Genomic DNA, 23,406 nt, shown 5'->3' on the forward strand with positions numbered 1-23,406 from the left:
CGGGTCAACCCTGTTTGTCTGATGCCAACTCTGCGTCCTTCGGCGCCTGCCAGCCGCCACCGACGGCCTTGTAGAGGGCGACCTGGTTACTCAGCTGGGCGAGCCGGGTGCTGATGAGCCCCTGCTTGGCGCTGAACAGGGAGCGCTGGGCATCGAGGCGGGTCAGGTAGCTGTCCACCCCTTGCTCGTAACGCACCTCCGCCAGCCTGAAGTAGGTCTGGTTGGCATCCACCAGTGCCTGTTGCGCCTGCAACTGCTGCGCGTAGTCCGCCTGGGCACCGAGGGTGTCCGCGACCTCCTTGAAGGCGGTCTGGATGCTCTTCTCGTAGCTGGCCACCGCCTGCCTGGTCCCCACCTCGGCCACGTCCAAATCCGCAACGCGCTTGCCGCCATCGAAGATGGGCAGATTGATCTGGGGCATGAAGGTCCAGGTGCCGGTGCCGCCGTCAAACAGACCGCTCAGCTGGTTGCTGGCGGTGCCAGCCGTCGCGGTGAGCGAGATGGTCGGGAAGAACGCGGCGCGGGCCGCCCCTATGTTGGCGTTGGCCGCCTTCAGGTTGTGCTCCGCCGCCAGGATGTCCGGGCGTTGCTGCAACAGGCTGGAAGGAGCCCCCACCGGGATCGGCGCCAGTTTCACCTCGGCCAGGGTGGCCGGTTGTGCCGCCAGCACCGGGATATCGGTGCCAAGCAGCAGGGCCAGACCGTTTCTGTCCTGTTTCACCAGACGCTGGTATTGCGCCTGGCTGACCTTGGCGTTTTCCAGTGCCGTGCGCCCCTGGGCCAGCTCCATCTCGGAGGCAGCGCCCAGGCGGTATTTGTGCTCGGTCAGGGCATAGCTCTCCTGCTCGGTGGCGAGGGTCGCCTGGCTCAGGGCCAGCAACTCCTGATCCGCCAGCAGGGTGAAGTAGGCATTGGCCACCGAAGCCACCAGGGCGATCTGGGTGCTGCGCTGGGTCTCGATTTGCGCCAGATAGGTCTCAAGGGCCTGATCTTTCAGGCTCTGGATCCGGCCAAACAGATCCAGCTCATAGGCGGTGATGCCGATGTTGGCGCCATACTGGCTGCTGATGGTGCCCTGCCCCGTACTACTGAGATCATCGGATCCCTGCTGGCGGGTACCGCTGCCACTGGCGGCCAGGGTCGGCAACTGGGCCGCCCGCTGGATACGGTATTTCGCCTCGTAGGCCTCGACGTTGAGGGCTGCCAGGCGCAGATCCCGGTTGCTCTCAAGGGCGGTGCCGATCAGCGTCTGCAGGGCCGGGTCCTGGAACTGCTGGCGCCAGGGGGCAAGTTCCCCCTTGGCGGCCAGGTCAGCTTGCCAGGAGGCGCCTTGGGGCAGCTCGGGGCGCTGGTAGTCGGGGGCCATGGAGCAGCCCCCCAGCATCAGGGTCACGCCCAGGGCGATCAGGGTCTTAGTCATGGTTGATCTCCTTGGTGTGGACACTCTCTTCCCCGGCATGCTTGCGTTCGGTGAAATAGCGCATCACCAGCACAAAGAACAGCGGCACGAAGAAGATGGCGAGCACGGTGGCACTGATCATCCCCCCCATCACGCCGGTCCCGATGGCGTTTCGGCTGCTGGCGCCCGCCCCGGTACTGATCACCAGGGGCAGTACCCCCAGGATGAAGGCGAGCGAGGTCATCAGGATGGGGCGCAGGCGCTGACGCGAGGCCTCCACCACCGCATCCCCGAGCCTCATCCCCTTGTCGTGCAGCTCCTTGGCGAACTCGACGATGAGGATGGCGTTCTTGGCCGACAGCCCGATCGTGGTGAGCAGGCCCACCTGGAAGTAGACGTCATTCTCAAGCCCGCGCAGGGTCGCGGCCAAAATGGCCCCCAGCACCCCGAGCGGCACCACCAGCATGACCGAGAACGGAATGCTCCAGCTCTCGTAGAGGGCCGCCAGACAGAGGAAGACCACCAGGAGCGAGATGGCGTACAGGGCCGGCGCCTGGGAGCCTGCCTGACGCTCCTGGAAGGAGAGGCCGGTCCACTCGATGCCGATCCCTTCCGGCAACTGTTTCACCATCTCCTCGATGGCCGCCATGGCGTCACCCGTACTCTTGCCAGGGGCCGCCTCACCGACGATCTCCATGGCGGAGACACCGTTGTAGCGCTCAAGACGGGGCGAGCCGAAGCTCCACTCCGTGCTGGCAAAGGCGGAGAAGGGCACCATCTGGCCCGCGCTGTTGCGCACGTACCACAGCTTCAGATCTTCCGGGTTCATCCGGAAAGGGGCATCCGCCTGCAGATAGACCTTCTTGACCCGGCCTCTGTCGACGAAGTCGTTCACATAAGAGGAGCCCCAGGCCGCCGACAGGGTGTTGTTGATGTCGGTGATGGAGAGCCCCTGGGCCAGCGCCTTCTCGTAATCGATCTTGATGTTGAGCTGGGGCGTGTCTTCCATCCCGTTCGGGCGTACCCGCACCAGGTTGGGATCCTGCGACGCCATGCCGAGCAGCTGGTTGCGCGCCTGCATCAGCTTCTCGTGACCCAGACCGCCGCGGTCCTGCAGGAAGAAGTCGAAGCCGGTGGCCGTGCCGAGTTCCGGAATGGGGGGCAGGTTGAAGGCGAAGACCTGGGCTTCCTTGATGCTGAACAGGAACCCCATGGCGCGGCCGATGATGGCATTGGCGCTGCGCTCTTCTCCCTTGCGCTCACTCCAGTCCTTGAGCTTGATGAAGGCCATGCCACTGTTCTGACCGCTACCGGCGAAGCTGAAGCCCGCCACCGTCAGCACGGAGTCCACGTTCTCCTTCTCGTTCTCGAGGAAGTAGTCGCGCATCTCCCCGAGCACCACCTCGGTCCGCTCCTTGGTCGCCCCCACCGGGAGCTGCACCATGGACATGATGACCCCCTGATCCTCTTCCGGCAGGAAGGAGGTGGGCATGCGCATGAAGAGCACCGCCAGCACCGCCAGCATGGCCAGATAGATGATGCCGTAGCGGGTGCCCTGCTTGATCACCTTGCGCACGCCGTTCTGGTAACGGTTGGCGTTGGTGTCGAAGAAGCGGTTGAACCAGCCGAAGAAGCCGCGCTGGGCGCCGAATTCACCGTGCTTCATGGGTTTGAGCAGGGTGGCGCACAGGGCCGGGGTCAGGATCAGGGCCACCAGCACTGAGAGCACCATGGCCGAGACGATGGTGAGGGAGAACTGGCGATAGATGGCACCGGTAGAGCCACCGAAGAAGGCCATGGGCACGAACACCGCCGACAGCACCAGGGCGATGCCCACCAGGGCGCCGGTGATCTGGGTCATGGACTTGCGGGTCGCCTCGAGGGGGGAGAGATCCTCCTCGCTCATCAGACGCTCCACGTTCTCCACCACCACGATGGCGTCATCCACCAAGAGGCCGATGGCGAGCACCAGACCGAACATGGTCAGGGTGTTGATGGAGAAGCCGAAGGCCGCCATCACCCCGAAGGTGCCGAGCAGGACCACGGGCACCGCGATGGTCGGAATCAGGGTTGCCCGGAAGTTCTGCAAGAACAGATACATGACGCAGAACACCAGGAAGATCGCCTCGATCAGGGTCTGCACCACCTCCTCGATGGAGATCTTCACGAACGGCGTGGTGTCGTAGGGATAGACGATCTCCATGTTGGCCGGGAAGTACTCGGAGAGTTCACCCAGCTTGGTCCGCACGTGCTCGGCGGTGTCCAGGGCGTTGGCACCGGTCGCCAGCTTGATGGCGACGGCGGCGGTGGCCTGGCCGTTGTAGAGCGCGGTCGCGTCGTAGTTTTCACCGGCAAGTTCGACCCGGGCCACATCCTTGAGCTGGACCTTGGAGCCGTCCTGGTTCACCCGCAGCAGGATGTTGTTGAATTCCTCCACGGTGGAGAGCCGGGTCTGGCCCATGATGGTGGCGGTAAATTGCTGATCGCTCACCGCAGGGGTCCCCCCCAGCTTGCCGAAGGCAACCTGGGCGTTCTGGGCCTTGATGGCGGCCTGAATGTCGGCCGGGGTCATCTGCACCCGGTTGAGCTTGTGGGGATCGAGCCAGACGCGCATGGAGTACTGGCTGCCGAACAAGGTGATGTCACCGACCCCGTCCAGACGGCTCAGGGGCTCCTTGATGTTGGCTACCACATAGTCCGCCAGGTCATCGTTGGTCATGGCGCCATCGGTGGAGATGAAGGCGGCCACCATCAGGAAGCTGCTGGAGGTCTTCTGGACCCGCACGCCCTGTTGCTGCACCTCTTGGGGCAGGAGCGACATGGCCTGTTGCAGCTTGTTTTGCACCTGCACCTGGGCGATGTCGGGATCCGTGCCCGGCTTGAAGGTGAGGGTCACGCTGACGTTCCCTGACGAGTCGGATTGCGCCGACATGTAGAGCAGGTGATCCAGCCCGGTCATGTTCTGCTCGATGATCTGGGTCACCGAGTCTTCCACCGTCTTGGCGGAGGCCCCCGGGTAGCTGGCGGAGATGCCAACCGCCGGCGGGGCGATGGTCGGGTACTGGGCCACCGGCAGGCCGATGATGGCCATGGCCCCGGCCAGCATGATCACCAGAGCGATCACCCAGGCGAAAATGGGTCTATCTATGAAAAAACGTGCCATGAGGCGACTACTCCATCCTACTGCTTGGTTGCCGGGGTCTGTTGTGCGCTGTTACCGGCACGTTCAGTGGGCGCCACCACGACCCCGGGTTTGACTTTCTGCAGACCGGCGACGATCACCTTCTCGCCAGCCTTGAGACCGGACTCCACCACCCAGCTGTCGCCGGACATGCGGCCGACCTGCACTTCACGCAGTTCCACCTTGTTGTCCGCCGTCACCACCATGACGGTGGCACCGCCCTTGGGGGTACGGGTCACGGCAGTCTGGGGCACCAGCAGGCCTTGCGGGCGCTCGCCCTCCTGCAGGGTGGCGCGCATGAACATGCCGGGCAGCAGCAGTTGATCCGGGTTGGGCACGATCACCCGCAGGGTCACCATGCCGGTCGCCTCGTCCACGGTCACGTCGGAGAACTGGAGGGCTCCTTTCTCGCCATACTGGCTGCCATCTTCCAGCTGGAAGCTGACACCGGCCCCGTCCTTCTCCCCCTGGGTCAGCTTGCCCTCGGCCACCAGGCGCTTGAGGCGCAGCAGGTCGGCGGTGGACTGACGCACGTCCACGTACATGGGATCGAGCTGCTGAATAGAGGTGAGGCTGTCCGCCTGCTGGGCTGTCACCAGGGCTCCCTCGGTCACCGCCGACTTGCCGATACGGCCGCTGATGGGGGCCGTGATGCGGGTGTAGGCCAGGTTGATGTTGGCGGTCTGCAACGCAGCCTTGGCGGCCCCGATCTCGGCCAGCTGCTGTTTCCAGGCCGCGTCGGCGTCGTCATACTCCTGGCTGCTGATGGCTTTCACCTTCACCAGCTCGGCGTAGCGCTGGGCCTTGAGGCGGGCGCTGCGCTCGTTGGCCTCGGCCTTGGCGAGGTTGGCCTTGGCGGAGGCCACTTCGGCCTGATAGACGGCGGGATCAATCTGATAGAGCAGCTGACCGGCCTTGACGTCGCTCCCCTCGGTGAACAGGCGCTTGAGGATGATGCCGTTCACCTGGGGACGCACCTCGGCCACCCGCAGGGGGGCGGTGCGACCGGTGAGCTCGGACAACAGTTGCAGGGGGGCCGTATGGAGGGTGACCACGTCCACGGCGGCGGGAGGCATCTCCCCCATGGCCTGCTGGGCCCCGTCCTTGTCACCACAGCCAGCCAGCAGGCCGCTTGCCAGCAAGGCAAGGCCGACCGAACGTGCGAGAATATGTTTATGCATCAAGTCTCTGAACCTCAGTTTCAATCAAAAAGAAGTGACAAAACCACAGGGTTTATAAGGCCCCTGTTGGTAAAACGGCGAAGATGAGGCAATATACATACATTCATGAATGTATGTAAGAAACTTTTTTCACTTTTAAACAGGACCGGAGTCAATGGCCAGACGCACCAAAGAAGAGGCGCAGCAAACCCGCTGCAACATCATGAGCACGGCCCTGGATCTCTTCTGCCAACAGGGGCTGGCGCGCACCAGCCTGACCGATATCGCCAAGGCGACGGACCTCACCCGGGGCGCCATCTACTGGCACTTCAAGAATAAAGAAGAGCTGTTCGTCACCCTGTGGGAGGAGCTGTGTGCCCCCCTCTCCCACCAGCTCGATGCCTGCGTCGACGAGGCGGAGCCGGATCCTCTGGGCAAGCTGCGCAGCTTTCTCAAGGAGGTGATGCTCAAGATCAGCACCGAGCCCGCCCACCAGCAGATGTTCACCATCATGTTCAATCTGGAATCCATGGAGGGAGAGGCCGCCGTCATGCGCGAGCACATGCACCTGCAATCCATGAATTTCTTCCGGGATCTGGAGATCACCCTGGCCAATGCCGTGCGTCGCGGCCAACTGCCCGAGGGGCTGGATCTGCGCCGCGCCGCCACCCTGCTCCACTGCACCCTGGACGGCTACATCATCAACTGGCTGCACTTCCCGGATCGCATCGATCTGATTGAGGAGTCGGACTTTCTCCTCGATACCCTGTTCACGCTCATCGCGAGCCCCACCCTTCGCCGCCACCCCTGAGTCGGCAAGACGCGCCGCCCCCGCCAATGCTCAACAGCCGGGGGCAAACCTGCTAGAGTAACGTCCCCCACCACGATGAGCCCGACACCCTTGCCACACGCCCCCGCGCCGGCGAACGACGCCGCCCCTCGCCCCGCCCTCGTGGCAGGCGCCCATGCCCTCTTCCTGGCCCTGCTGGGCAGCGGCCGTCATCTGCTGGAGGCCGGTTGCGGGGCAGGAGAGGATCTGCGCCTCTTTCGCCAGCAAGGCCTCACCGTGACCGCCTTCGATGCGAGCCGGGCGCTGGCCGCCGCCGCCTCGCGCCTGTGCGGCCAGCCGGTGCGGGTCTGCCGCTTTGAGCAGATGCAAAGCGTCGTTCCCTATGACGGCATCTGGGCCAGCGGCTCCCTCCCCTGTCTGCCCGAACACGAGATAGCCCCGGCGCTCGGTCATCTGGCCACCCTGCTCAAGGCCGGGGGCCCCCTCTACGCCTCCTTCCCCCACGGGAAGGGCGAACCGCTGCCACGGTCGGGGGAATATCCCCTGCAGACCCGGCTCGACGAGGCGGGGCTGCGACGCCTGATCGCTCCCCTCCCCTTCACCCTGCACCATGGCTGGGTGGCGGAAGATGAAGTGAACGGCCCCTGGCTGCACGCCTTGCTGGTGCGGCGCTGATCCGCGCCCCCCCCGGGGACAGTGACACCTCACGGCATTCAGCCCGTTAACAATATTTAACCCTGAGTTAACCACCATAAAGCAGACAAGATGCGGTGTTTGTGTTAAAAAGCGGCATTAAAATCAAAATTAAATAACAAATCAGACACCAACACCTGGATTCCCCCATGAAACTCGTTCTCAATCTGGTTGCCGGTATCCTCGCCGGCCTGCTGCTCGGTCTCTATGCCCCCGAATGGGTCGCCCGCGTACTCTTCACCGCCAAGACGGTGATAGGCCAGCTCATCACCTTCACCATCCCGCTCATCATCCTCTTCTTCATCATGAGCGGCATCGCCAGCCTGCCGAAGAACTCCGGCAAGCTGCTGGGCAAGACAGTGGGGCTCTCCTACTGCTCCACCATACTGGCGGGCCTGTTCGCCTTCACCGTGGCGAGCCACCTGATCCCGCACCTGACCACGGCCGCCGAGCCCACCGCCGAGGCAGCCACCAAGCTCGCTTCCTACATCAATCTCGAGATCCCGCCCCTGTTCGGGGTGATGTCGGCCCTGGCCGCCGCCTTCGTGTTCGGCATCGGCATCAGCGCCACCCAGGCCACCGACCTGCGCCGGGTCGCCGATCAGGGCCGTGACATCATCGACCGCCTGCTGGCACGCGTGATCATTCCCCTGCTCCCCTTCTACATCGCCGGCGTCTTCGTCGAGATGACGGTGGAAGGCACCGTCTTCGCCACCCTCAAGACCTTCGGAGTGGTGCTGGTGATGGCCATCGTCATGCACTGGATCTGGCTCTGCGTCCTGTTCGTCGGCACCGGCCTCGCTCAGGGGCGCTCCCCCGTCATGCTCATCAAGAACATGCTGCCCGCCTACTTCACCGCCCTTGGCACCATGTCCAGCGCCGCCACCATTCCGGTGGCCCTGCAAGCCAGCAAGCGCAACGGCGTGAGCGACGGCATCGCCAACTTCACCGTGCCCCTGTGCGCCACCATCCACCTGTGCGGCTCCACCATCACCCTGGTGACCTGCGCCACGGCGGTGATGTTCCTCTCCGAACACCTGGCCATTCCGGGCTACGGCACCATGGTGCCCTTCATCATGATGCTGGGCGTCATCATGATTGCCGCGCCGGGCGCACCGGGTGGCGGTGTCATGTCCGCGCTCGGCCTGCTCACTTCCATGCTCGGCTTCGGTGAGGCCTCCATCGCCCTGATGATCGCCCTCTACCTGGCCCAGGACAGCTTCGGCACCGCCTGCAACGTCACCGGTGACGGCGTCATCGCCCTGTGGGCCGACCGCTTCGCCCGGGGCGAGCCAGCACTCAGCACCGAGCAGGACGCAGCCTGATAGCGCAGGCAATAAAAAACGGGAGCCATCGGCTCCCGTTTTTCGTTGGCGCAAGAGGGCGTCTCAGCCCCGGCGGCGGATCACCCCTTCCTGCATGGTGCTCGCCACCAATACCCCATCCCGGGTGAAGAACTGGCCGCGCACCAGACCCCGACCGCCGCTGGCGCTCGGGCTGTCCACCACGTAGAGCAGCCAGTCGTCCAGCCGGAACTCCCGGTGGAACCACATGGAGTGATCGATGGTGGCCACCTGCATGTCCGGCTCCCAGTAGGAGACCCCGTGGGGCTGCAGGGCGGCGAACAGGAAGTGGAAGTCGGAGGCATAGGCCAGCAGGTAGTTGTGGACCCGCTGATCGTCCGGCACCGGGCCATTGGCCTTGAACCAGGTGTAGCGAAGGGGCTCGTGGACATCCGGGCGAATGGGGTCCACTAGGGTCACGGGGCGAATTTCGATGGGCTTCTCGCACAGGATCTTGTCCCGCAGGGCCGCCGGGATCATCTGCTCGTAGGGACGCACCAGCTCCAGCTCGCTCTTGAGCTGCTCGGGGGGCGTGATGCCGGCCGGCATCTTCGCCTGGTGCTCGAAGCCCTCGGCTTCCACCTGGAAGGAGGCGTTGAGGTAGAAGATGGGCTTGCCATTCTGGATGGCCTTGACCCGGCGGGTGGAGACGGTCTGGCCGTCGCGGATGTTCTCCACGTCGTAGACGATGGGCTTGTTGGCATCCCCGGGGCGCAGGAAGTAGGAGTGGAAACTGTGGACCTGGCGGTCGCTTGCCACCGTCTGCTTGGCGGCTGACAAGGCCTGCCCCATCACCTGTCCGCCAAACACGGATCGCAACCCGAGATCCTGGCTCTGGCCCCGAAACAGGCCCTCCTCGATCTTTTCGAGCGCCAGCAACGCCAGCAGCTCATCCAGTACCTTGCTCATTGGTTTCTCCTGTCTTTGTGCGCGAAAGGCTAACAAGCCCGTCCCGACAGGGCAACCATCCTGATGCACATCCCCGTCTGCAACCACCTCCCCTTCAAAAAAGGGAAGTGTATGACGCTTTCCAGCCCGTACAGAGGGCACTCTGGCCCCCTCCCCTGGCAAGGGGAGGGCTGGGGTGGGGTCAGACGCGATCAAGCCATGCCCGAATAGAGACAACCACCCCGGGTAGATTTTCCATCACCTCCCTGTTGCTAAATCTCAGTACCGTCAGCGACAGGGCCGCCATGTAGGCATCCCGTCGCTTGTCATGACGCAGACCCCGCATGTCGAAATGGCTGTCGCCATCAACCTCAATGACCAACAACCGCCCGGGGCAGTAAAAATCCGCAATGTATGGGCCTATACCTTGCTGACGGCGAAACTTGACTCCGAGTTGCCCAGCCCGAAGCGTCTGCCACAATCGCCGTTCAGGCTCTGTTGGATTGTTTCGCTGTTCACGCCGTTTATCCAGCGTGGCCTCGCGGTTGAAAACACGAACTGGCTTCTCGTTCATGACAGTATTCCTCCGACTATGACCCCTGTCAGCATAACAACTACTCACCCCCTCCCAGCCTCCCCCTTCAAAAGGGGGAGGAGCTTGTCTGGCCCTTTCTCTCCCCTGTGCGATTCAGTCTCAAGGAGCCCGGCAGGAACAGAAAACAAAAAAGCCCGCACCTTGGGGTGCGGGCTTGTGGCGTGTCGGGGGCGAGCGGCCCGTGGCGGCGGCTTACTTGCTGCCGGTGCCGGAATTGCGGGTGGAGGAGGTCGGCTTGCGACGGGCGGTGGTGGCACGGGCGCGCGGCTCCTTGCCCTGCATCTCCTTGTGGCGCTTCACGGCGCGACGGATCTGGGCGGCCTGCTTGTGGCGGGTGCTCTTGCCATCCTGCTGCAGATCGACCTTGGATTCGGTCTCGTTGGGCAGGTTGACCAGGCCGCGCAGGTAGTTCACTTCGGGCAACTTCAGCTCCTGCCAGCCGCCGCGGGGGATCCCGCGATCCAGCTTGACGTCGCCGTAGCGGATACGCATCAGGCGGCTCACCTGCACTTCCTGGGATTCCCACAGGCGGCGCACTTCCCGGTTGCGGCCCTCGGTCAGGGTGACGTTGAACCACTGGTTCAGCCCTTCACCGCCGGCCGGCTTGATCTTGTTGAACTTGGCCATGCCGTCTTCCAGCTGCACGCCCTTGCGCAGGCGCTGCAGCATGGCTTCGGTGATCTCGCCAAAGACCCGCACCGCGTATTCCCGCTCCACTTCGTGGCTCGGGTGCATCAGGCGGTTCGCCAGCTCACCGTCGGTGGTGAACAGCAAGAGGCCTGAGGTGTTGACGTCGAGGCGGCCGACCGCTATCCAGCGGGCGCCATCCATCTTGGGCAGACGATCAAACACGGTGGGACGTCCTTCCGGATCGTGACGGGTGCACATCTCCCCTTCGGGCTTGTGGTAGGCCAGCACGCGGCAGATCACTTCCTCTGCGGCGCGGGTCTTGACCTGGTGGCCATCCACCCGGATCACGGCGTTCACTTCGACGCGATCCCCCAGCGTGGCGACCTTGCCATCCACGCTGACCCGACCTGCGGTGATCAGGGCCTCCATCTCACGACGGGAGCCTTGACCCGCGCGGGCCAATACTTTTTGCAGTTTTTCACTCATCGGGTTTACCTGATTGTTGATCGCTGCCCGCCGACATCGCGGACAACCTTGGCTCTTGTGGGAAGGCCCCGTTGGTCTCCCCACCATGTTCATGCTCAGCACGGCCTGCCAGAGGCTGACCGTCACCGCCCTCGCCCGGCATGAGCGACAAGGGGGCCTGCAGCTCGGGATCCAGCTCGGGGAGCTGCTCCAGACTCTGCAGGTTGAAATAGTCCAGAAATTCACGGGTGGTGGCGAGCAGCTCGGGGCGACCCGCCACCTCCTTGTGGCCGATGCTGCGCACCCAGCCACGCTCCTTGAGGGTGTTGACGATCTGGCTCGACACCGCCACCCCGCGGATGGCTTCTATCTCCGCCCGGGTGATGGGCTGACGATAGGCAATCAGCGTCAGCGTCTCCATCACGGCGCGGGAATAACGGGGAGCCCGCTCGCTCCACAGGCGCGACAGCTCCTCGGCATACTCCTGGCGGGCCTGGAAACGCCAGCCGGAGGCCACCTCTTTGAGCTCGACCCCCCGCTCGCTGTAATCCTGTCTGAGCTCTGCCAGCAGCAGCTGGACATAGCGGCCGGTGACCGGGTAGTCCGAGAGCACGCTGCCCTTGATTTCGCTCACCGTGAGGGGACGCCCCGCCACGAAGATCGCCGCCTCGATCAGGGTCTTCAATCGTTCAGCAGGCAGCGCCACGGTGGACCTCCCGGGTCCGCGCCCCTGGCGCAGCCCCTCGCTCAGTGTAGATGCTCATGCTCCTCCCCCTTCCCCTGACTCGCCAGGGCAAAATGGATGGGCCCCAGAGGCTCCGCCTGCAAGATCCAGATCAATTGTTCCTTGCACAGCTCCAGCAGGGCCAGGAAGGTCACCAGCACCCCCATGCGCCCCTCCTCGGCCCGCAGCACCTGCTCCAGGCGCAGGGTCTGGCCCAGGGAGAGCATGGCGAGGATCTCCGCCATCCGTACCCGGGTCGGGATCTGCTCGCGGCGGATCTGGTGATGTTCAAAATGAGTCGCGCGTTTTACCACACTTTGCATGTAAAGGGCGAGTTCAACCAGAGAAACATCGGGCGCCAATGGCTTCAAGGCACCAAAATCCGGCGCCATGGCGGCGGCGACGAAGATCTCCCGCTCCACCCTCGGCAGGGCATTGACCCGCTCCGCCCCCAGCTTGTAGCGCTCGTACTCCTGCAGGCGACGAATGAGGGTGACGCGAGGGTCTTCTCCCTCCTCCTCGTCTTCCAGCTCCGGGGCCTTGGGCAGCAGCAGGCGGGACTTTATCTCCGCGAGCCAGGCCGCCATCAGCAGGTATTCCGCCGCCAGCTCGAGGTTGAGACCCTGCATCAGCTCCACGTACTCCATGTACTGGGCGGTGATCTGCAGGATGGGCAGGTTGAGGATGTCGAGCTGCTGGCGCCGGATGAGGTAGAGCAAGAGATCCAGCGGCCCCTCGAAGGTGTCGAGAAACACCTCCAGCGCATCGGGGGGGATGAACAAGTCCTGGGGCAGCTCATGGTAGGGCTGCCCCAGCACGGTGGCGATGGGCGGGGGAAGGGAAGCGTCCCCCGTCGTGCCCGCGGGGGTTGTCAGCGCGGGCACGGGGTCGGCAAGATCACTCAAATGGCGTCGGATCCCCGGCACCGCGGCGACGCAGCACGGGCTCGTCGTCGGAGAAGTCCACCACAGTGGTGGGCTGCTCGCCCAGATACCCGCCGTTGACCACCAGATCCAGCTGCTTGCCGAGCTTGTCGGCAATCTCCTCGGGGTCGAACTCCGCCATCTCGGAGCCCGGCAGGATCAGAGTGGTGGAGAGCAGCGGCTCACCGAGGGCCTCGAGCAAGGCCAGCGCGATGTTGTTGGCCGGGACCCGGATGCCGATGGTCTTCTTCTTCTCGTTCATGAGGCGGCGCGGCACCTCCTTGGTGGCCTTGAAGATGAAGGTGTAGGGTCCGGGGGTGTTGTTCTTGACCAGCCGGAAGGCGGTGTTGTCCACCTTGGCGTAAGTGGAGATCTCCGAGAGATCCCGGCACACCAGGGTGAAGTCGTGGTTCGGCTCGATGCGACGGATGCGGCAGATGCGCTCCAGGGCATCCTTGTTGCCCATCTGGCAGCCCAGGGCGTAGCCGGAGTCGGTGGGATAGACGATGACGCCGCCGTTTTGCAGGATCTGCACCGCCTGGCTGATGAGGCGAACCTGGGGATTGTCGGGATGTACGTAAAAATGCTGACTCATATGCTCTTCTCGCGATAGGGGGCACGCTCGTTGCCCGCTTCATGGTCAAGGGCCCCTTGGCCCATGACACTACCTTAACCTGTTTGACGCAGACTCGCCTGCATCAAAGATGCCAGCCCGGGGGTCAGCGGCTGGCCAGCAGGCCCGCATGCTCCTCGGGGGTGAGCCCGAAATGACCGGGGTGACCGAGCCACAGCGGCATCCCCTCCTTGGGGAGCCAGAGGTGGCGGCCAAGCTCGGTCCAGTTGGAGGGGAAGTGAAAATCGGACCCCACCGAAATATAGAGATCGTGCTCCCTGGCCCACTGGCCGAGATTCGCCCGCTCCTGTGGGCTCTGCTGGGGCAGGGAGACCTCCATGGCATCCCCCCCGACGGCCTTGAAGGCCACCAGCAGCCGCTTGATCCACTTGGCGGTGAGATTGTAGCGGCTCGGGTGGGCCAGCACCGCCAGCCCGCCTGCGGCGTGGATGGCCTCGATGGCCTCCCCCATCCCGGGCCACTCGGCGGGCACATAGCCCTTGTTGCCCCGGCTCAGGTACTTCTTGAACACCTTCTGCATATTGTCGGCCACCCCGCGCGCCACCAGCACCCGGGCAAAGTGGGCCCGGGTCACGGCGGCGTCACCGGCAAGCTGCTTGGCCTCTTCATAGGTGCCCGGGATGAGGCACTTCTCCAGACGACGCCCGATCTCCTCGGCGCGCGCCTCCCGGCGAGCCCGCTGCCCTGCCAGAAAGGCGAGCAACTGGGGATTTTTCTCGTCCACCCCGAGGGCCACGATGTGGATCTCGTGATGCTCCCACCCGGTGGAGATCTCCACCCCGCTCACCAGGCGCAGTGGCAACTGGTCGGCCAAGATGGTCTGGCGCACTTCTTCAAGCCCGTCGAGGGTATCGTGGTCAGTGACCGCTAACACCTCCACCCCTTTTTCGGCGGCGCGGCGCACCAGGTCGGCGGGGCTCAGCACCCCGTCCGAGGCGGTGGTGTGGCAATGAAGATCGAATCTCATCGGCGTGTTTCGCTCTTGTTTGGGACCTGCCTGGAAAAGGCCGGCAAAAAAGCGACTTGACTTGGCCGCGGCTTTATCGTTTTCTGTAGGCACTTCATTGCAAACATCTTTTTACAGGACTCAATCTCATGCAAGCGACTTCCATCCTGACCATCTGGTGGTGGCACACTCCCTGACATGCGGGCGTGTGGTCGTTGCTGTACCTGTAATCTGACAGCAAGTTAAGAACCCAAAGAAAAAGCCCGCTGACCCCAGCGGGCTTTTTTATTATCCGGCAAATGGACCTGTGATGAAACCGACAATTCAGAGAAGCACACTGACATGGCGATGGCGAACTCGCTGACGTGACCCGAACCCGACCCATTTTCAAGAGAGACAGCGCCATGACCATCGGTGACACACAACACATGCAAGGGAAGGCATTATGACAGGCAACAAGACCCGTTTGCCCCTGGGCGAATTCGATACCATCCGGCTCAATGCCCCCTATGTGACAGACCCCCTGGCACTCTATACCCGACTCTGCCAGGACAGACCCAACAACCTGCTGCTCGAATCGGTGGAGATCGACTCCAAGGCCGGCACCCAGAGCCTGCTGCTGGTGGACGCCTGCCTGCGCATCGAGTGCCGCGGCCGCGCCGTGCAGGTGCGCCCCCTCGGCGACAACGGCGCCGCCCTGCTGCGCCTGCTGGAGCAGCGCCTGCCCACCGTCATCACCCAGACCCGGGTGGCGGACGAGCTGCACCTCGACTTCCCGGCGTCCGATCGGGAGCTTGACGAAGACAGCCGCCTCAAGGGCAGCAGCGTGCTGGACGTGCTGCGCACCCTGCAGCGGGAGCTGCAATGCCCGCAGGGCAAAGAGGCCCTCTTCATGGCGGGCAGCTTCGCCTACGACCTCATCGCCTCCTTTGAAGACTTGCCCGAGGTGCCAGAGGGGAGCAACGACTGCCCTGACTACTGCTTCTATGTGGCCGAGACCCTGATCACCATCGACCACATCAAGCAGAGTACCCAGTTGCTGGCCTGCCTGTTCGGCGGCGAAGAGGATGAGCAGCTGGACGCGCGCTACGCCCGCCTGACCGCTCGCCTCGAGTCCTTCAAACAGGCCTGTCAGCAGCCGCTGCCTGCGCCACAGGGCACGGCGCCGCTGACCGGCGCCCTGGCCGTCGACAAGGGGGACAAGCAGTTCTGCGCCGAGGTCGAGAAGCTCAAGGGCTTCATCCGCCGTGGTGACATCTTCCAGGTGGTGCCGTCCCGCAGCTTCTCCCTCCCCTGCCCGGATCCCGTCGCCGCCTATCGCCGCCTCAAGCAGACCAACCCCAGCCCCTACATGTTCTACGTGCAGGACGAGGGCTTCACCCTGTTTGGCGCCTCCCCCGAGAGCGCGGTCAAGTTCTGCGCCAACAGCCGCCAGGTGGAGATGTACCCCATCGCCGGCACCCGCCGCCGCGGCCTCAACCCGGACGGCAGCATCAACCTGGATCTGGACGGCCGCATCGAGCTGGAGCTGCGCCAGGACGAGAAAGAGGTGGCCGAGCACCTGATGCTGGTGGATCTGGGTCGCAACGACATCGCCCGCATCTCCGCCCCCGGCACCCGCTACGTCAAGGATCTGCTGAAAGTGGATCGCTACAGCCACGTCATGCACCTGGTCTCCCGGGTGGTGGGCACCCTTCGCGCCGACCTTGACGCCCTGCACGCCTACCAGGCCTGCATGAACATGGGCACCCTGACCGGTGCCCCCAAGCTGCGCGCCAGCGAGCTCATCCGCATGGTGGAAGGCAAGCGTCGCGGCAGCTACGGCGGCGCCGTGGGTTACCTCAACGGCGCAGGGGAGATGGACACCTGCATCGTCATCCGCTCCGCCTTCGTCAAAGAGGGGGTCGCCCATGTCCAGGCCGGCGCCGGGGTGGTCTATGACTCCAAACCCCAGGCCGAGGCGGACGAGACCCGCGCCAAGGCGGCGGCCGTGCTGGCCGCCATCGCTGCCAGCCATGGCACCTCCCTGCAGGCCCTCAGCACCCAGCAGGAACAACACAAGGACGTGAGCCATGACTAACATCTTCCTGCTCGACAACTTCGACTCGTTTACCTACAACCTCGTCGACCAGTTCCGCACCCTGGGCTACCCGGTGCGCATCTACCGCAACAGCCTGCCGGCGAGCCGCATCATGCAGGAGATCGACGCCTGCGAAGGGGACGCCGTGCTGGTGCTCTCCCCGGGGCCGGGCGCTCCCCATGAGGCGGGCTGCCTCATCGATCTCATCAAGCTGGCCCGGGGCCGGGTGCCCATCCTCGGCATCTGCCTCGGTCATCAGGCCCTGTGCGAAGCCTACGGCGGCACCGTCGGGGCGGCGGGGGAAATCGTCCACGGCAAGCGCTCGCTGATTGAGCACAACGGCCATGGCGCCTTCGCGGGGCTGCCGAGCCCCTTGCCGGTGGCCCGCTACCACTCCCTGGTGGCCACCTATGTGCCACAAGAGTTGCAGGTGATTGCCCACTATCAGGGCATGCCCATGGCCATCGAGCAGCGTGACGAGCGGGTGCTGGGCTTCCAGTTCCACCCGGAATCCATCATGACCAGCGAAGGGGCCCGTCTGCTCACCCAGGCCCTCGCCCATGTCACCCGTCCAGAAAGCCACGTGCGGTAAGGAAGAGACCATGCATCAACATCTCAACACCCTCTATCAGGGTCAGTCTCTCACCCGCGACGCCGCCCGCGACGCCTTCGGCCAGGTGGTTCGTGGTGAAGTGGATCCCATCGTGCTCGCGAGCCTTTTGACCGCCCTCAAGATCAAGGGGGAGACCCCGGAGGAGATCGCCGGCGCCGCCGAGGCGCTCTTGGCCGAAGCCCGCGACTTCCCGCGCCCGGACTATGCCTTCTGCGACATCGTCGGCACCGGAGGGGACGGCCTCAACACCATCAACGTCTCCACCACCTCGGCCCTGGTGGCCGCCGCCTGCGGCCTGAAAGTGGCCAAGCACGGCAACCGCTCGGTCTCGAGCAAGTCGGGGTCGAGCGATCTGCTCGATAAAATGGGCATCAAGCTCGACATGAGCCCGGCTCAGGCCCGCCGCTGCCTGGACGAGCTCGGGGTCTGCTTCCTGTTCGCCCCCCAGTACCACGCCGGGGTGCGCCATGCCATGCCGGTGCGCCAGGCCCTCAAGACCCGCACCCTGTTCAACGTGCTGGGGCCGCTCATCAACCCCGCTCGCCCCAGCTTCCAGCTGATGGGGGTCTATGCCCCCGAGCTGGTGCGCCCCATCGCCGAAACCCTGCTGGCACTCGGCCTGAAAACCGGTATGGTGGTGCACGGCGCCGGCCTCGACGAGATTGCCATCCACGGCCCGACCCAGGTGGCGGAGATCCGCGACGGCGAAATTCGCGAGTACTTGCTCACCCCGGCGGACTTTGGCCTCGACACCTACCCGGTCAGCGCCATCCAGGGCGGTGAGCCCGAGGAGAACCGCGCCATCACCGCCGCCATCCTGGAAGGGCGCGGCAGTCCGGCCCACAACGCCGCCATCGCCGCCAACGTGGCGCCGCTCCTGGTCATGGCGGGCGAGGCCCCGGACTTCAGGCAGGCCGCCGCCCGGGTGCTGGCGGTGCTGGCAAGCGGCCAGGCCGCCCTCCTCGCCCGGGATCTCGCCACCCTGAGCCATCAGGAGGCATGATGTCAGCCACCACCACAGCGTGCCCCAGGGGCACTCACCCAGAACGCCCGACGGGCAACAGCCAGCTTCGCAAGGATAACGAGATGTCAGATGTCATTGCTCCCCACGCCTTTCTGAACATGGCCTCCATCAGCCAGACCATTCTCGGCAAGATCGTGGCGGCCAAGCAGGAGTGGGTCGCCGCCCGCAAGGAGAGCCAGCCCCTGGCGAGCTTCCAGGACGCGCTCACCCCGAGCGATCGGGATTTCGAGGGGGATCTGCGCCAAGGCTCCACCCGCTTCATTCTGGAGTGCAAGAAGGCCTCCCCCTCCAAGGGCTTGATCCGGAATGACTTCAGCCCGGAGGCCATCGCCGACATCTATGGCCACTACGCCACCGCCATCTCGGTGCTGACGGACGAGAAGTTCTTCCAGGGGGATTTCGCCTTCCTGCCCCGGGTACGGGGCCGCGTCCAGCAGCCGGTGCTCTGCAAGGACTTCATGATTGACCCCTATCAGGTCTATCTGGCCCGCCACTATCAGGCGGACGCCATCCTCTTGATGCTCTCGGTGCTCACCGACGAGGGGTATCGTGCCCTGTTTGCGGTCGCAAAAGAATTGGGCCTCGGGGTGCTCACCGAGGTGAGCAACGAGGAGGAGCTGACCCGCGCCATCGACCTCGGCGCCCCGGTGATTGGCATCAACAACCGGGATCTGCGGGATTTGAGCGTCGATCTCGCCCGCACCCGGCAGCTGGCGGCCAGGATCCCGGGGGATCGGGTGGTGATCAGCGAATCCGGCATCAACCACCGCGCCCAGGTGGCGGCCCTGCGCCACCACGCCAAGGGCTTCCTGGTGGGCTCTTCCCTCATGGCGGAGCCGGATCTGGAGGCCGCGGTGCGCAAGCTCGTGCTCGGCCAGAACAAGGTGTGCGGTCTGACCCGTCCCGAGGACGCCGCCGCCGCCCATCAGGCGGGGGCCGTGTTCGGCGGCCTCATCTTTGTGGCGAAAAGCCTGCGCTACGTGGACATTCCCGCCGCCCGCGCCGTGATGGCGGGCGCGCCGCTCTCTTACGTCGGGGTGTTTCGCAATGCCCAGCCCGCCACCATCGCCAAGACGGTGGATGCGCTGGGGCTCGCCGCCGTGCAACTGCACGGGGATGAAGACGCCGCCTATATCGAGACCCTGCGCGCGCTGCTGCCGGCAGGCTGCCAGATCTGGAAAGCCGTAGGAATAACGAGCGGCGAGCCCCTGCCCGCCCTCGACTACCCGGCGGATCGCCTGCTGCTGGATACGAAAGTCGGCAGCCAGAGCGGCGGCACCGGCCAGGCGTTCGACTGGACTCTGCTGGCCCACCTCGATAAAGCCCGGCTGATGCTGGCGGGGGGCCTCAACCCCGACAACGCCCTCGAGGCCGCCCGGGTGGGCTGTGTGGGCCTTGATTTCAACTCCGGGGTGGAGAGTGCCCCGGGCAGGAAGGATGCTCACAAGCTGGCGGCGGCCTTTGGCGCCCTGCGCCAACTGTGAGCGCCCCCGTGACTCATTCAACGAATTAATGAACTGCGTTTGCCCATAAGCACAAGGAATAATGTATGACCCTGCTCAACCCGTTTTTTGGTGAATTTCGTCGATGACATGTATGTGCCCCAGCCATACGCCTCAGCCCGACAAGGCTCATACCTGATCTCAATTGCAGAATGTAAAGGAAGATAACCATGACCCTGCTCAATCCGTTTTTTGGTGAATTTGGCGGCATGTATGTGCCCCAGATCCTCATCCCCGCCCTGCTCCAGCTGGAGAAGGCCTTCGTCGATGCCAAGGATGATCCGGCCTTCGTCGCCGAGTTTCAGGCGCTCCTGACCGAGTACGCCGGTCGCCCGACGCCGCTCACCCTGACCCGCAATTTGACCAGGGGCACCAAGACCCGCCTCTACCTCAAGCGTGAAGACCTGCTGCACGGCGGCGCCCACAAGACCAACCAGGTGCTGGGCCAGGCCCTGCTCGCCAAGCGCATGGGCAAGCACGAGATCATCGCCGAGACCGGCGCCGGTCAGCACGGTGTGGCGACGGCGCTGGCCTGCGCCCTGCTCGGCCTCAAGTGCCGTGTCTACATGGGGGCCAAGGATTGCGAGCGCCAGAAGCCAAACGTGTTTCGAATGAAGCTGATGGGTGCCACTGTGATCCCGGTGCACTCCGGCTCCAGCACCCTCAAAGATGCCTGCAACGAGGCGCTGCGGGACTGGGCTGCCAACTATGAAACCGCCCACTACCTGCTCGGCACCGCCGCCGGCCCCCACCCCTTCCCCACTATCGTGCGGGAGTTCCAGAAGATGATCGGGGAAGAGGCCAAGGCCCAGTGCTTCGAAAAAGAAGAGCGCCTGCCGGATGCGGTGATCGCCTGCGTCGGCGGCGGCTCCAATGCCATCGGCATGTTTGCGGACTTTATCGATGAGCCGTCGGTGCGCCTTATCGGGGTCGAACCCGGTGGTCACGGCATCGAGAGCGGCGAGCACGGCGCGCCGCTCGGTCACGGCAGCAAGGGGGTCTTCTTTGGCATGCACTCCTTCCTGATGCAGGACAACCAGGGCCAGATCCAGGAGTCCTACTCCGTCTCGGCGGGGCTGGACTTCCCCTCCGTCGGCCCCCAGCACGCCCACCTGGCCGCCATCGGCCGCGCCGAGTACCCCTCGGTGACCGACAAGGAGGCGCTGGACGCCTTCCAGGAACTGGCCAAATCCGAAGGCATCATCCCGGCGCTGGAGTCCTCCCACGCCCTGGCCCACGCCCTCAAGATGGCCCGCAGTGAACCGGAAAAAGAGCAGGTGCTCATCGTCAACCTCTCCGGCCGTGGCGACAAAGACATCTTCACCGTTGCCGACATCTTTGAAAAAGAAGGAACCTTGTCATGAACCGTTACGCACAACTCTTCTCCCGTCTGGACAAGGCCAATCAGGGCGCCTTCGTGCCGTTCGTGATGCTGGGTGACCCCACCCCCGAATTGTCCCTGGCCATCGTCGATGCCCTGGTCGAAGGGGGCGCCGATGCCCTCGAACTCGGCATTCCCTTCTCCGATCCGGTGGCGGACGGCCCCACCATTCAGGGCGCCGCCCTGCGAGCCTTTGCCAGCCACACCACCCCGGACGACTGCTTCGGCCTGCTCGGCCGCATCCGCGCCAAGTACCCACAGCTGCCCATTGGCCTCCTGGTCTACGCGAACCTGGTCTATGTGCGCCACATCGACGGCTTCTACGAGAAGTGCCAGCAAGCCGGTGTGGATTCGGTGCTGGTGGCGGACGTGCCGGTGCAGATGTGCGAGCCCTACAAGGCGGCGGCCGACAGGTTCGGCATCGACAGCATCTTTATCGCCCCGCCCAACGGCGATGCCGAGACGCTCAAGGCCGTTGCCGAGCTCGGCTCCGGTTACACCTATCTGGTGAGCCGCGCCGGCGTGACCGGTGCCGAGACCAAGGCCGGCATGCCGGTGGAGGGCCTCATCAACACCCTGCGCGAGTTCAATGCCCCCCCCGCCCTGCTCGGCTTTGGCATCAGCGAACCGGCTCAGGTGCGTGAGGCCATCGCCGCTGGCGCCGCCGGTGCCATCTCCGGCTCCGCCGTGGTGAAGATCATCGAGACCCACCACCAGAACCCGGAGCATATGCTCACTCGTCTGAAGGAGTTTGTGGAAGGGATGAAGGCCGCGACCAATCGATAAGGAGCGGCATGGGTCAGATGCCATTGGCCGTGAATGGTCCGGCTGCGTATCCGCCTTACGCATAGCGGCATAGCGGCATAGCGGCATAGCGGCATAGCGGCATAGCGGCATAGCGGCATAGCGGCCATCGTTGCATCACCCTATCAACGCATCAAAGGGAGCCTGACCGGCTCCCTTTCTCTTTCCTGCTTGCTGCCGCTCTCGACGTCTTTGTCCCCTCTCCCCTTGGGAGAGGGCTGGGGTGAGGGAAGTTTACGGCAACCCAATTTGCTCACATTGAACACTACTAATGACTAATTTGTTGATCCTGCTCAGATTCCCGCCAAAACCCTCTTCTCAACTATTCACACTCGCCCTTAAGATAGCCAAACGACAATCAACCTTCCGGAAGAGCGTCATGGCAGCAATTGTTGATATCTCGAGGATTAAAAGCAGCGGACTGGGAGCTGTAACTCAGGGGCGGTAGCCTTGCTGACACTAACTAAATAACCGTTCCGAAATGTAGATCACTTATCCGGGAAAGAAGGGAACTCGGCGTCGTTTGTGCGATCTGATTAATCGCCAAACCAATCAAACGACAAACGAGCCGAGCCCGAAATGATACTAACACTCCCCGACCATGATGAGCGACGCCGGATCATCAACAAGATGCACCGGACCAAAGATAAAGATCTCTGCCGGAGGCTCAACGCCATCTTGCTCCTTGCTGACGGGCACAGTGTCTCGGCTGTTTCTCGGCTCACAGCCGCCGCCCGGTCATCGATCAATCGCTGGGTGAACTGGTACACCTTGTACGGTCTGGAGGGGCTTGAAAGCGAGCCTCGGGGGCGCAAGCCGGTGCTGCCATTTGCTCACATCTCGGGTCTATTACAGCTGTTGATCCAGTTGTCTCCACAGGAGCTCGGATATCAGCGCTCGCGTTGGAGTACCGAACTGATGGCGCTTGAACTCAAACGGAGTTGGCGCCTGACATTGCATGCTTCAACAATACGGCGATGGCTGCCCAGGCTAGGGATTGTCTGGCGCCGGGCCGCGCCCACTTTGCACATCCGCGATCCCCATAAAGAGCGGAAAATGGCCGCTATCAATGAGGCCTTGGGACGCTGCAGTGCGGACCATCCCGTGTTCTATGAAGATGAGGTGGATATCCACCTAAATCCCAAGCTGGGGGCGGACTGGATGATGCGAGGGAAGCAGAAGAAAGTGGCAACTCCGGGCCAGAATCGCAAACATTACCTCGCTGGCGCCCTGCATGCCGGAACAGGTAACGTGACCTATGTGGCGAGCGATAGCAAAGACACGGACTTGTTCTTGTCACTGCTCCAAACACTAAAGCGGACTTATCGGCGCGCCAAGAGCATCACGCTGATCCTGGATAACTACATCATCCACAAGAGCAAAAAAGCACAGCGATGGCTGGCAAAAAATCCGAAGTTCATCGTGCTTTTTCAGCCGGTGTATTCGCCATGGGTGAACCAGATTGAGCGGCTGTGGCATGCCCTCCATGAAACGATCACCCGGAACCACCAATGCCGCACATTGGGTGAGTTATTACGTCGCGTGTTCTACTTCCTGGATCATGCCGCCCCGTTCCCCGGTAATGGACATGGGCTTATGCAACTGGAGCGAAATTAGGATCAGCTATTTAG

At 63.8% G+C, this 23,406-nt stretch carries 20 protein-coding genes; 10 read left to right on the forward strand and 10 right to left on the reverse strand.

The features are described from left to right. Positions 1 to 4 precede the first annotated feature (4 nt). The 3 genes from AB5Y54_RS10250 to AB5Y54_RS10260 are packed head-to-tail and all read right to left on the reverse strand — an operon-like array spanning position 5 to position 5,761. Positions 5 to 1,420: an efflux transporter outer membrane subunit gene (locus AB5Y54_RS10250; RefSeq protein WP_247631679.1), complete on the reverse strand. Its 1,416-nt coding sequence runs from the start codon at positions 1,418 to 1,420 to the stop codon at positions 5 to 7. Next, positions 1,413 to 4,562 carry an efflux RND transporter permease subunit gene (locus AB5Y54_RS10255; RefSeq protein ID WP_368153646.1) on the reverse strand — a complete coding sequence of 1,050 codons (3,150 nt, stop codon included), beginning with the start codon at positions 4,560 to 4,562 and terminating at the stop codon, positions 1,413 to 1,415. The genes AB5Y54_RS10250 and AB5Y54_RS10255 overlap by 8 nt, the downstream gene beginning before the upstream one ends. A gap of 17 nt (positions 4,563 to 4,579) precedes the next feature. After that, positions 4,580 to 5,761, reverse strand: coding sequence for an efflux RND transporter periplasmic adaptor subunit (locus AB5Y54_RS10260; RefSeq protein ID WP_125117354.1), 1,182 nt, complete (start codon positions 5,759 to 5,761; stop codon positions 4,580 to 4,582). A 154-nt stretch (positions 5,762 to 5,915) separates the two neighbouring features. Between AB5Y54_RS10260 and AB5Y54_RS10265 the strand changes: the two genes are divergently transcribed. From AB5Y54_RS10265 to AB5Y54_RS10275, 3 genes are all read left to right on the forward strand, one after another. Then, positions 5,916 to 6,551, forward strand: a complete 636-nt coding sequence (locus tag AB5Y54_RS10265) for a TetR family transcriptional regulator (protein WP_010673709.1) — start codon at positions 5,916 to 5,918, stop codon at positions 6,549 to 6,551. A 90-nt stretch (positions 6,552 to 6,641) separates the two neighbouring features. Continuing rightward, positions 6,642 to 7,205, forward strand: coding sequence for a class I SAM-dependent methyltransferase (locus tag AB5Y54_RS10270; RefSeq protein WP_368153650.1), 564 nt, complete (start codon positions 6,642 to 6,644; stop codon positions 7,203 to 7,205). Positions 7,206 to 7,372: 167 nt separating this feature from the next. Continuing rightward, complete coding sequence (locus AB5Y54_RS10275) at positions 7,373 to 8,548, forward strand: dicarboxylate/amino acid:cation symporter (RefSeq protein WP_042014198.1); 1,176 nt, start codon at positions 7,373 to 7,375, stop codon at positions 8,546 to 8,548. A gap of 63 nt (positions 8,549 to 8,611) precedes the next feature. Here AB5Y54_RS10275 and tesB read toward each other — a convergent pair whose 3' ends face one another. The 7 genes from tesB to AB5Y54_RS10310 form a co-directional block, all read right to left on the reverse strand. Further along, the gene (gene tesB, locus AB5Y54_RS10280; protein WP_039039188.1) at positions 8,612 to 9,475 is read right to left on the reverse strand and encodes an acyl-CoA thioesterase II; all 864 of its coding nucleotides are present in this window, start codon (positions 9,473 to 9,475) and stop codon (positions 8,612 to 8,614) included. Between the two features lie 181 nt (positions 9,476 to 9,656). Then, positions 9,657 to 10,028, reverse strand: a complete 372-nt coding sequence (locus AB5Y54_RS10285; RefSeq protein WP_045524070.1) for an endonuclease domain-containing protein — start codon at positions 10,026 to 10,028, stop codon at positions 9,657 to 9,659. Positions 10,029 to 10,241: 213 nt separating this feature from the next. Then, on the reverse strand, positions 10,242 to 11,165 hold the full coding sequence (gene rluB, locus AB5Y54_RS10290; RefSeq protein ID WP_039039190.1) for a 23S rRNA pseudouridine(2605) synthase RluB: 924 nt from the start codon (positions 11,163 to 11,165) through the stop codon (positions 10,242 to 10,244). Continuing rightward, on the reverse strand, positions 11,158 to 11,850 hold the full coding sequence (gene scpB, locus AB5Y54_RS10295; RefSeq protein WP_041213209.1) for an SMC-Scp complex subunit ScpB: 693 nt from the start codon (positions 11,848 to 11,850) through the stop codon (positions 11,158 to 11,160). The genes rluB and scpB overlap by 8 nt, the downstream gene beginning before the upstream one ends. A 41-nt stretch (positions 11,851 to 11,891) precedes the next feature. Beyond that, positions 11,892 to 12,773, reverse strand: a complete 882-nt coding sequence (locus tag AB5Y54_RS10300) for a ScpA family protein (RefSeq protein ID WP_279981548.1) — start codon at positions 12,771 to 12,773, stop codon at positions 11,892 to 11,894. Beyond that, positions 12,766 to 13,386: an L-threonylcarbamoyladenylate synthase gene (locus AB5Y54_RS10305; RefSeq protein ID WP_010673702.1), complete on the reverse strand. Its 621-nt coding sequence runs from the start codon at positions 13,384 to 13,386 to the stop codon at positions 12,766 to 12,768. Before AB5Y54_RS10305 ends, AB5Y54_RS10300 begins: the two co-directional genes overlap by 8 nt. 124 nt (positions 13,387 to 13,510) lie before the next feature. Further along, positions 13,511 to 14,392 carry a PHP domain-containing protein gene (locus AB5Y54_RS10310; protein WP_111896898.1) on the reverse strand — a complete coding sequence of 294 codons (882 nt, stop codon included), beginning with the start codon at positions 14,390 to 14,392 and terminating at the stop codon, positions 13,511 to 13,513. A gap of 424 nt (positions 14,393 to 14,816) precedes the next feature. On the opposite strand from AB5Y54_RS10310, the gene AB5Y54_RS10315 reads away from it, so the two are divergent. The 7 genes from AB5Y54_RS10315 to AB5Y54_RS10345 all read left to right on the forward strand — a co-directional run bounded on the left by AB5Y54_RS10315 (position 14,817) and on the right by AB5Y54_RS10345 (position 23,392). Next, positions 14,817 to 16,451 (forward strand): anthranilate synthase component 1, encoded by a 1,635-nt coding sequence (locus tag AB5Y54_RS10315; protein WP_368153657.1) that lies wholly within the window; start codon positions 14,817 to 14,819, stop codon positions 16,449 to 16,451. Then, positions 16,444 to 17,043, forward strand: coding sequence for an aminodeoxychorismate/anthranilate synthase component II (locus AB5Y54_RS10320; RefSeq protein WP_039039194.1), 600 nt, complete (start codon positions 16,444 to 16,446; stop codon positions 17,041 to 17,043). Before AB5Y54_RS10315 ends, AB5Y54_RS10320 begins: the two co-directional genes overlap by 8 nt. Before the next feature lie 10 nt (positions 17,044 to 17,053). Further along, on the forward strand, positions 17,054 to 18,067 hold the full coding sequence (gene trpD / locus AB5Y54_RS10325; protein ID WP_010673697.1) for an anthranilate phosphoribosyltransferase: 1,014 nt from the start codon (positions 17,054 to 17,056) through the stop codon (positions 18,065 to 18,067). After that, a complete protein-coding gene (gene trpCF, locus AB5Y54_RS10330) occupies positions 18,067 to 19,572 on the forward strand; it encodes a bifunctional indole-3-glycerol-phosphate synthase TrpC/phosphoribosylanthranilate isomerase TrpF (RefSeq protein ID WP_368153660.1) in 1,506 nt (501 codons plus the stop codon). Before trpD ends, trpCF begins: the two co-directional genes overlap by 1 nt. 188 nt (positions 19,573 to 19,760) lie before the next feature. Beyond that, positions 19,761 to 20,954, forward strand: a complete 1,194-nt coding sequence (gene trpB / locus AB5Y54_RS10335) for a tryptophan synthase subunit beta (protein WP_202042250.1) — start codon at positions 19,761 to 19,763, stop codon at positions 20,952 to 20,954. After that, a complete protein-coding gene (gene trpA / locus AB5Y54_RS10340) occupies positions 20,951 to 21,757 on the forward strand; it encodes a tryptophan synthase subunit alpha (protein ID WP_368153663.1) in 807 nt (268 codons plus the stop codon). The genes trpB and trpA overlap by 4 nt, the downstream gene beginning before the upstream one ends. A 597-nt stretch (positions 21,758 to 22,354) precedes the next feature. Then, positions 22,355 to 23,392 (forward strand): IS630-like element ISAeme16 family transposase, encoded by a 1,038-nt coding sequence (locus AB5Y54_RS10345; protein WP_041206064.1) that lies wholly within the window; start codon positions 22,355 to 22,357, stop codon positions 23,390 to 23,392. Positions 23,393 to 23,406: the final 14 nt, after the last annotated feature.

The sequence above is a fragment of the Aeromonas sp. s9 genome (genome assembly GCF_040907765.1).
GTDB lineage: Bacteria > Pseudomonadota > Gammaproteobacteria > Enterobacterales > Aeromonadaceae > Aeromonas > Aeromonas caviae.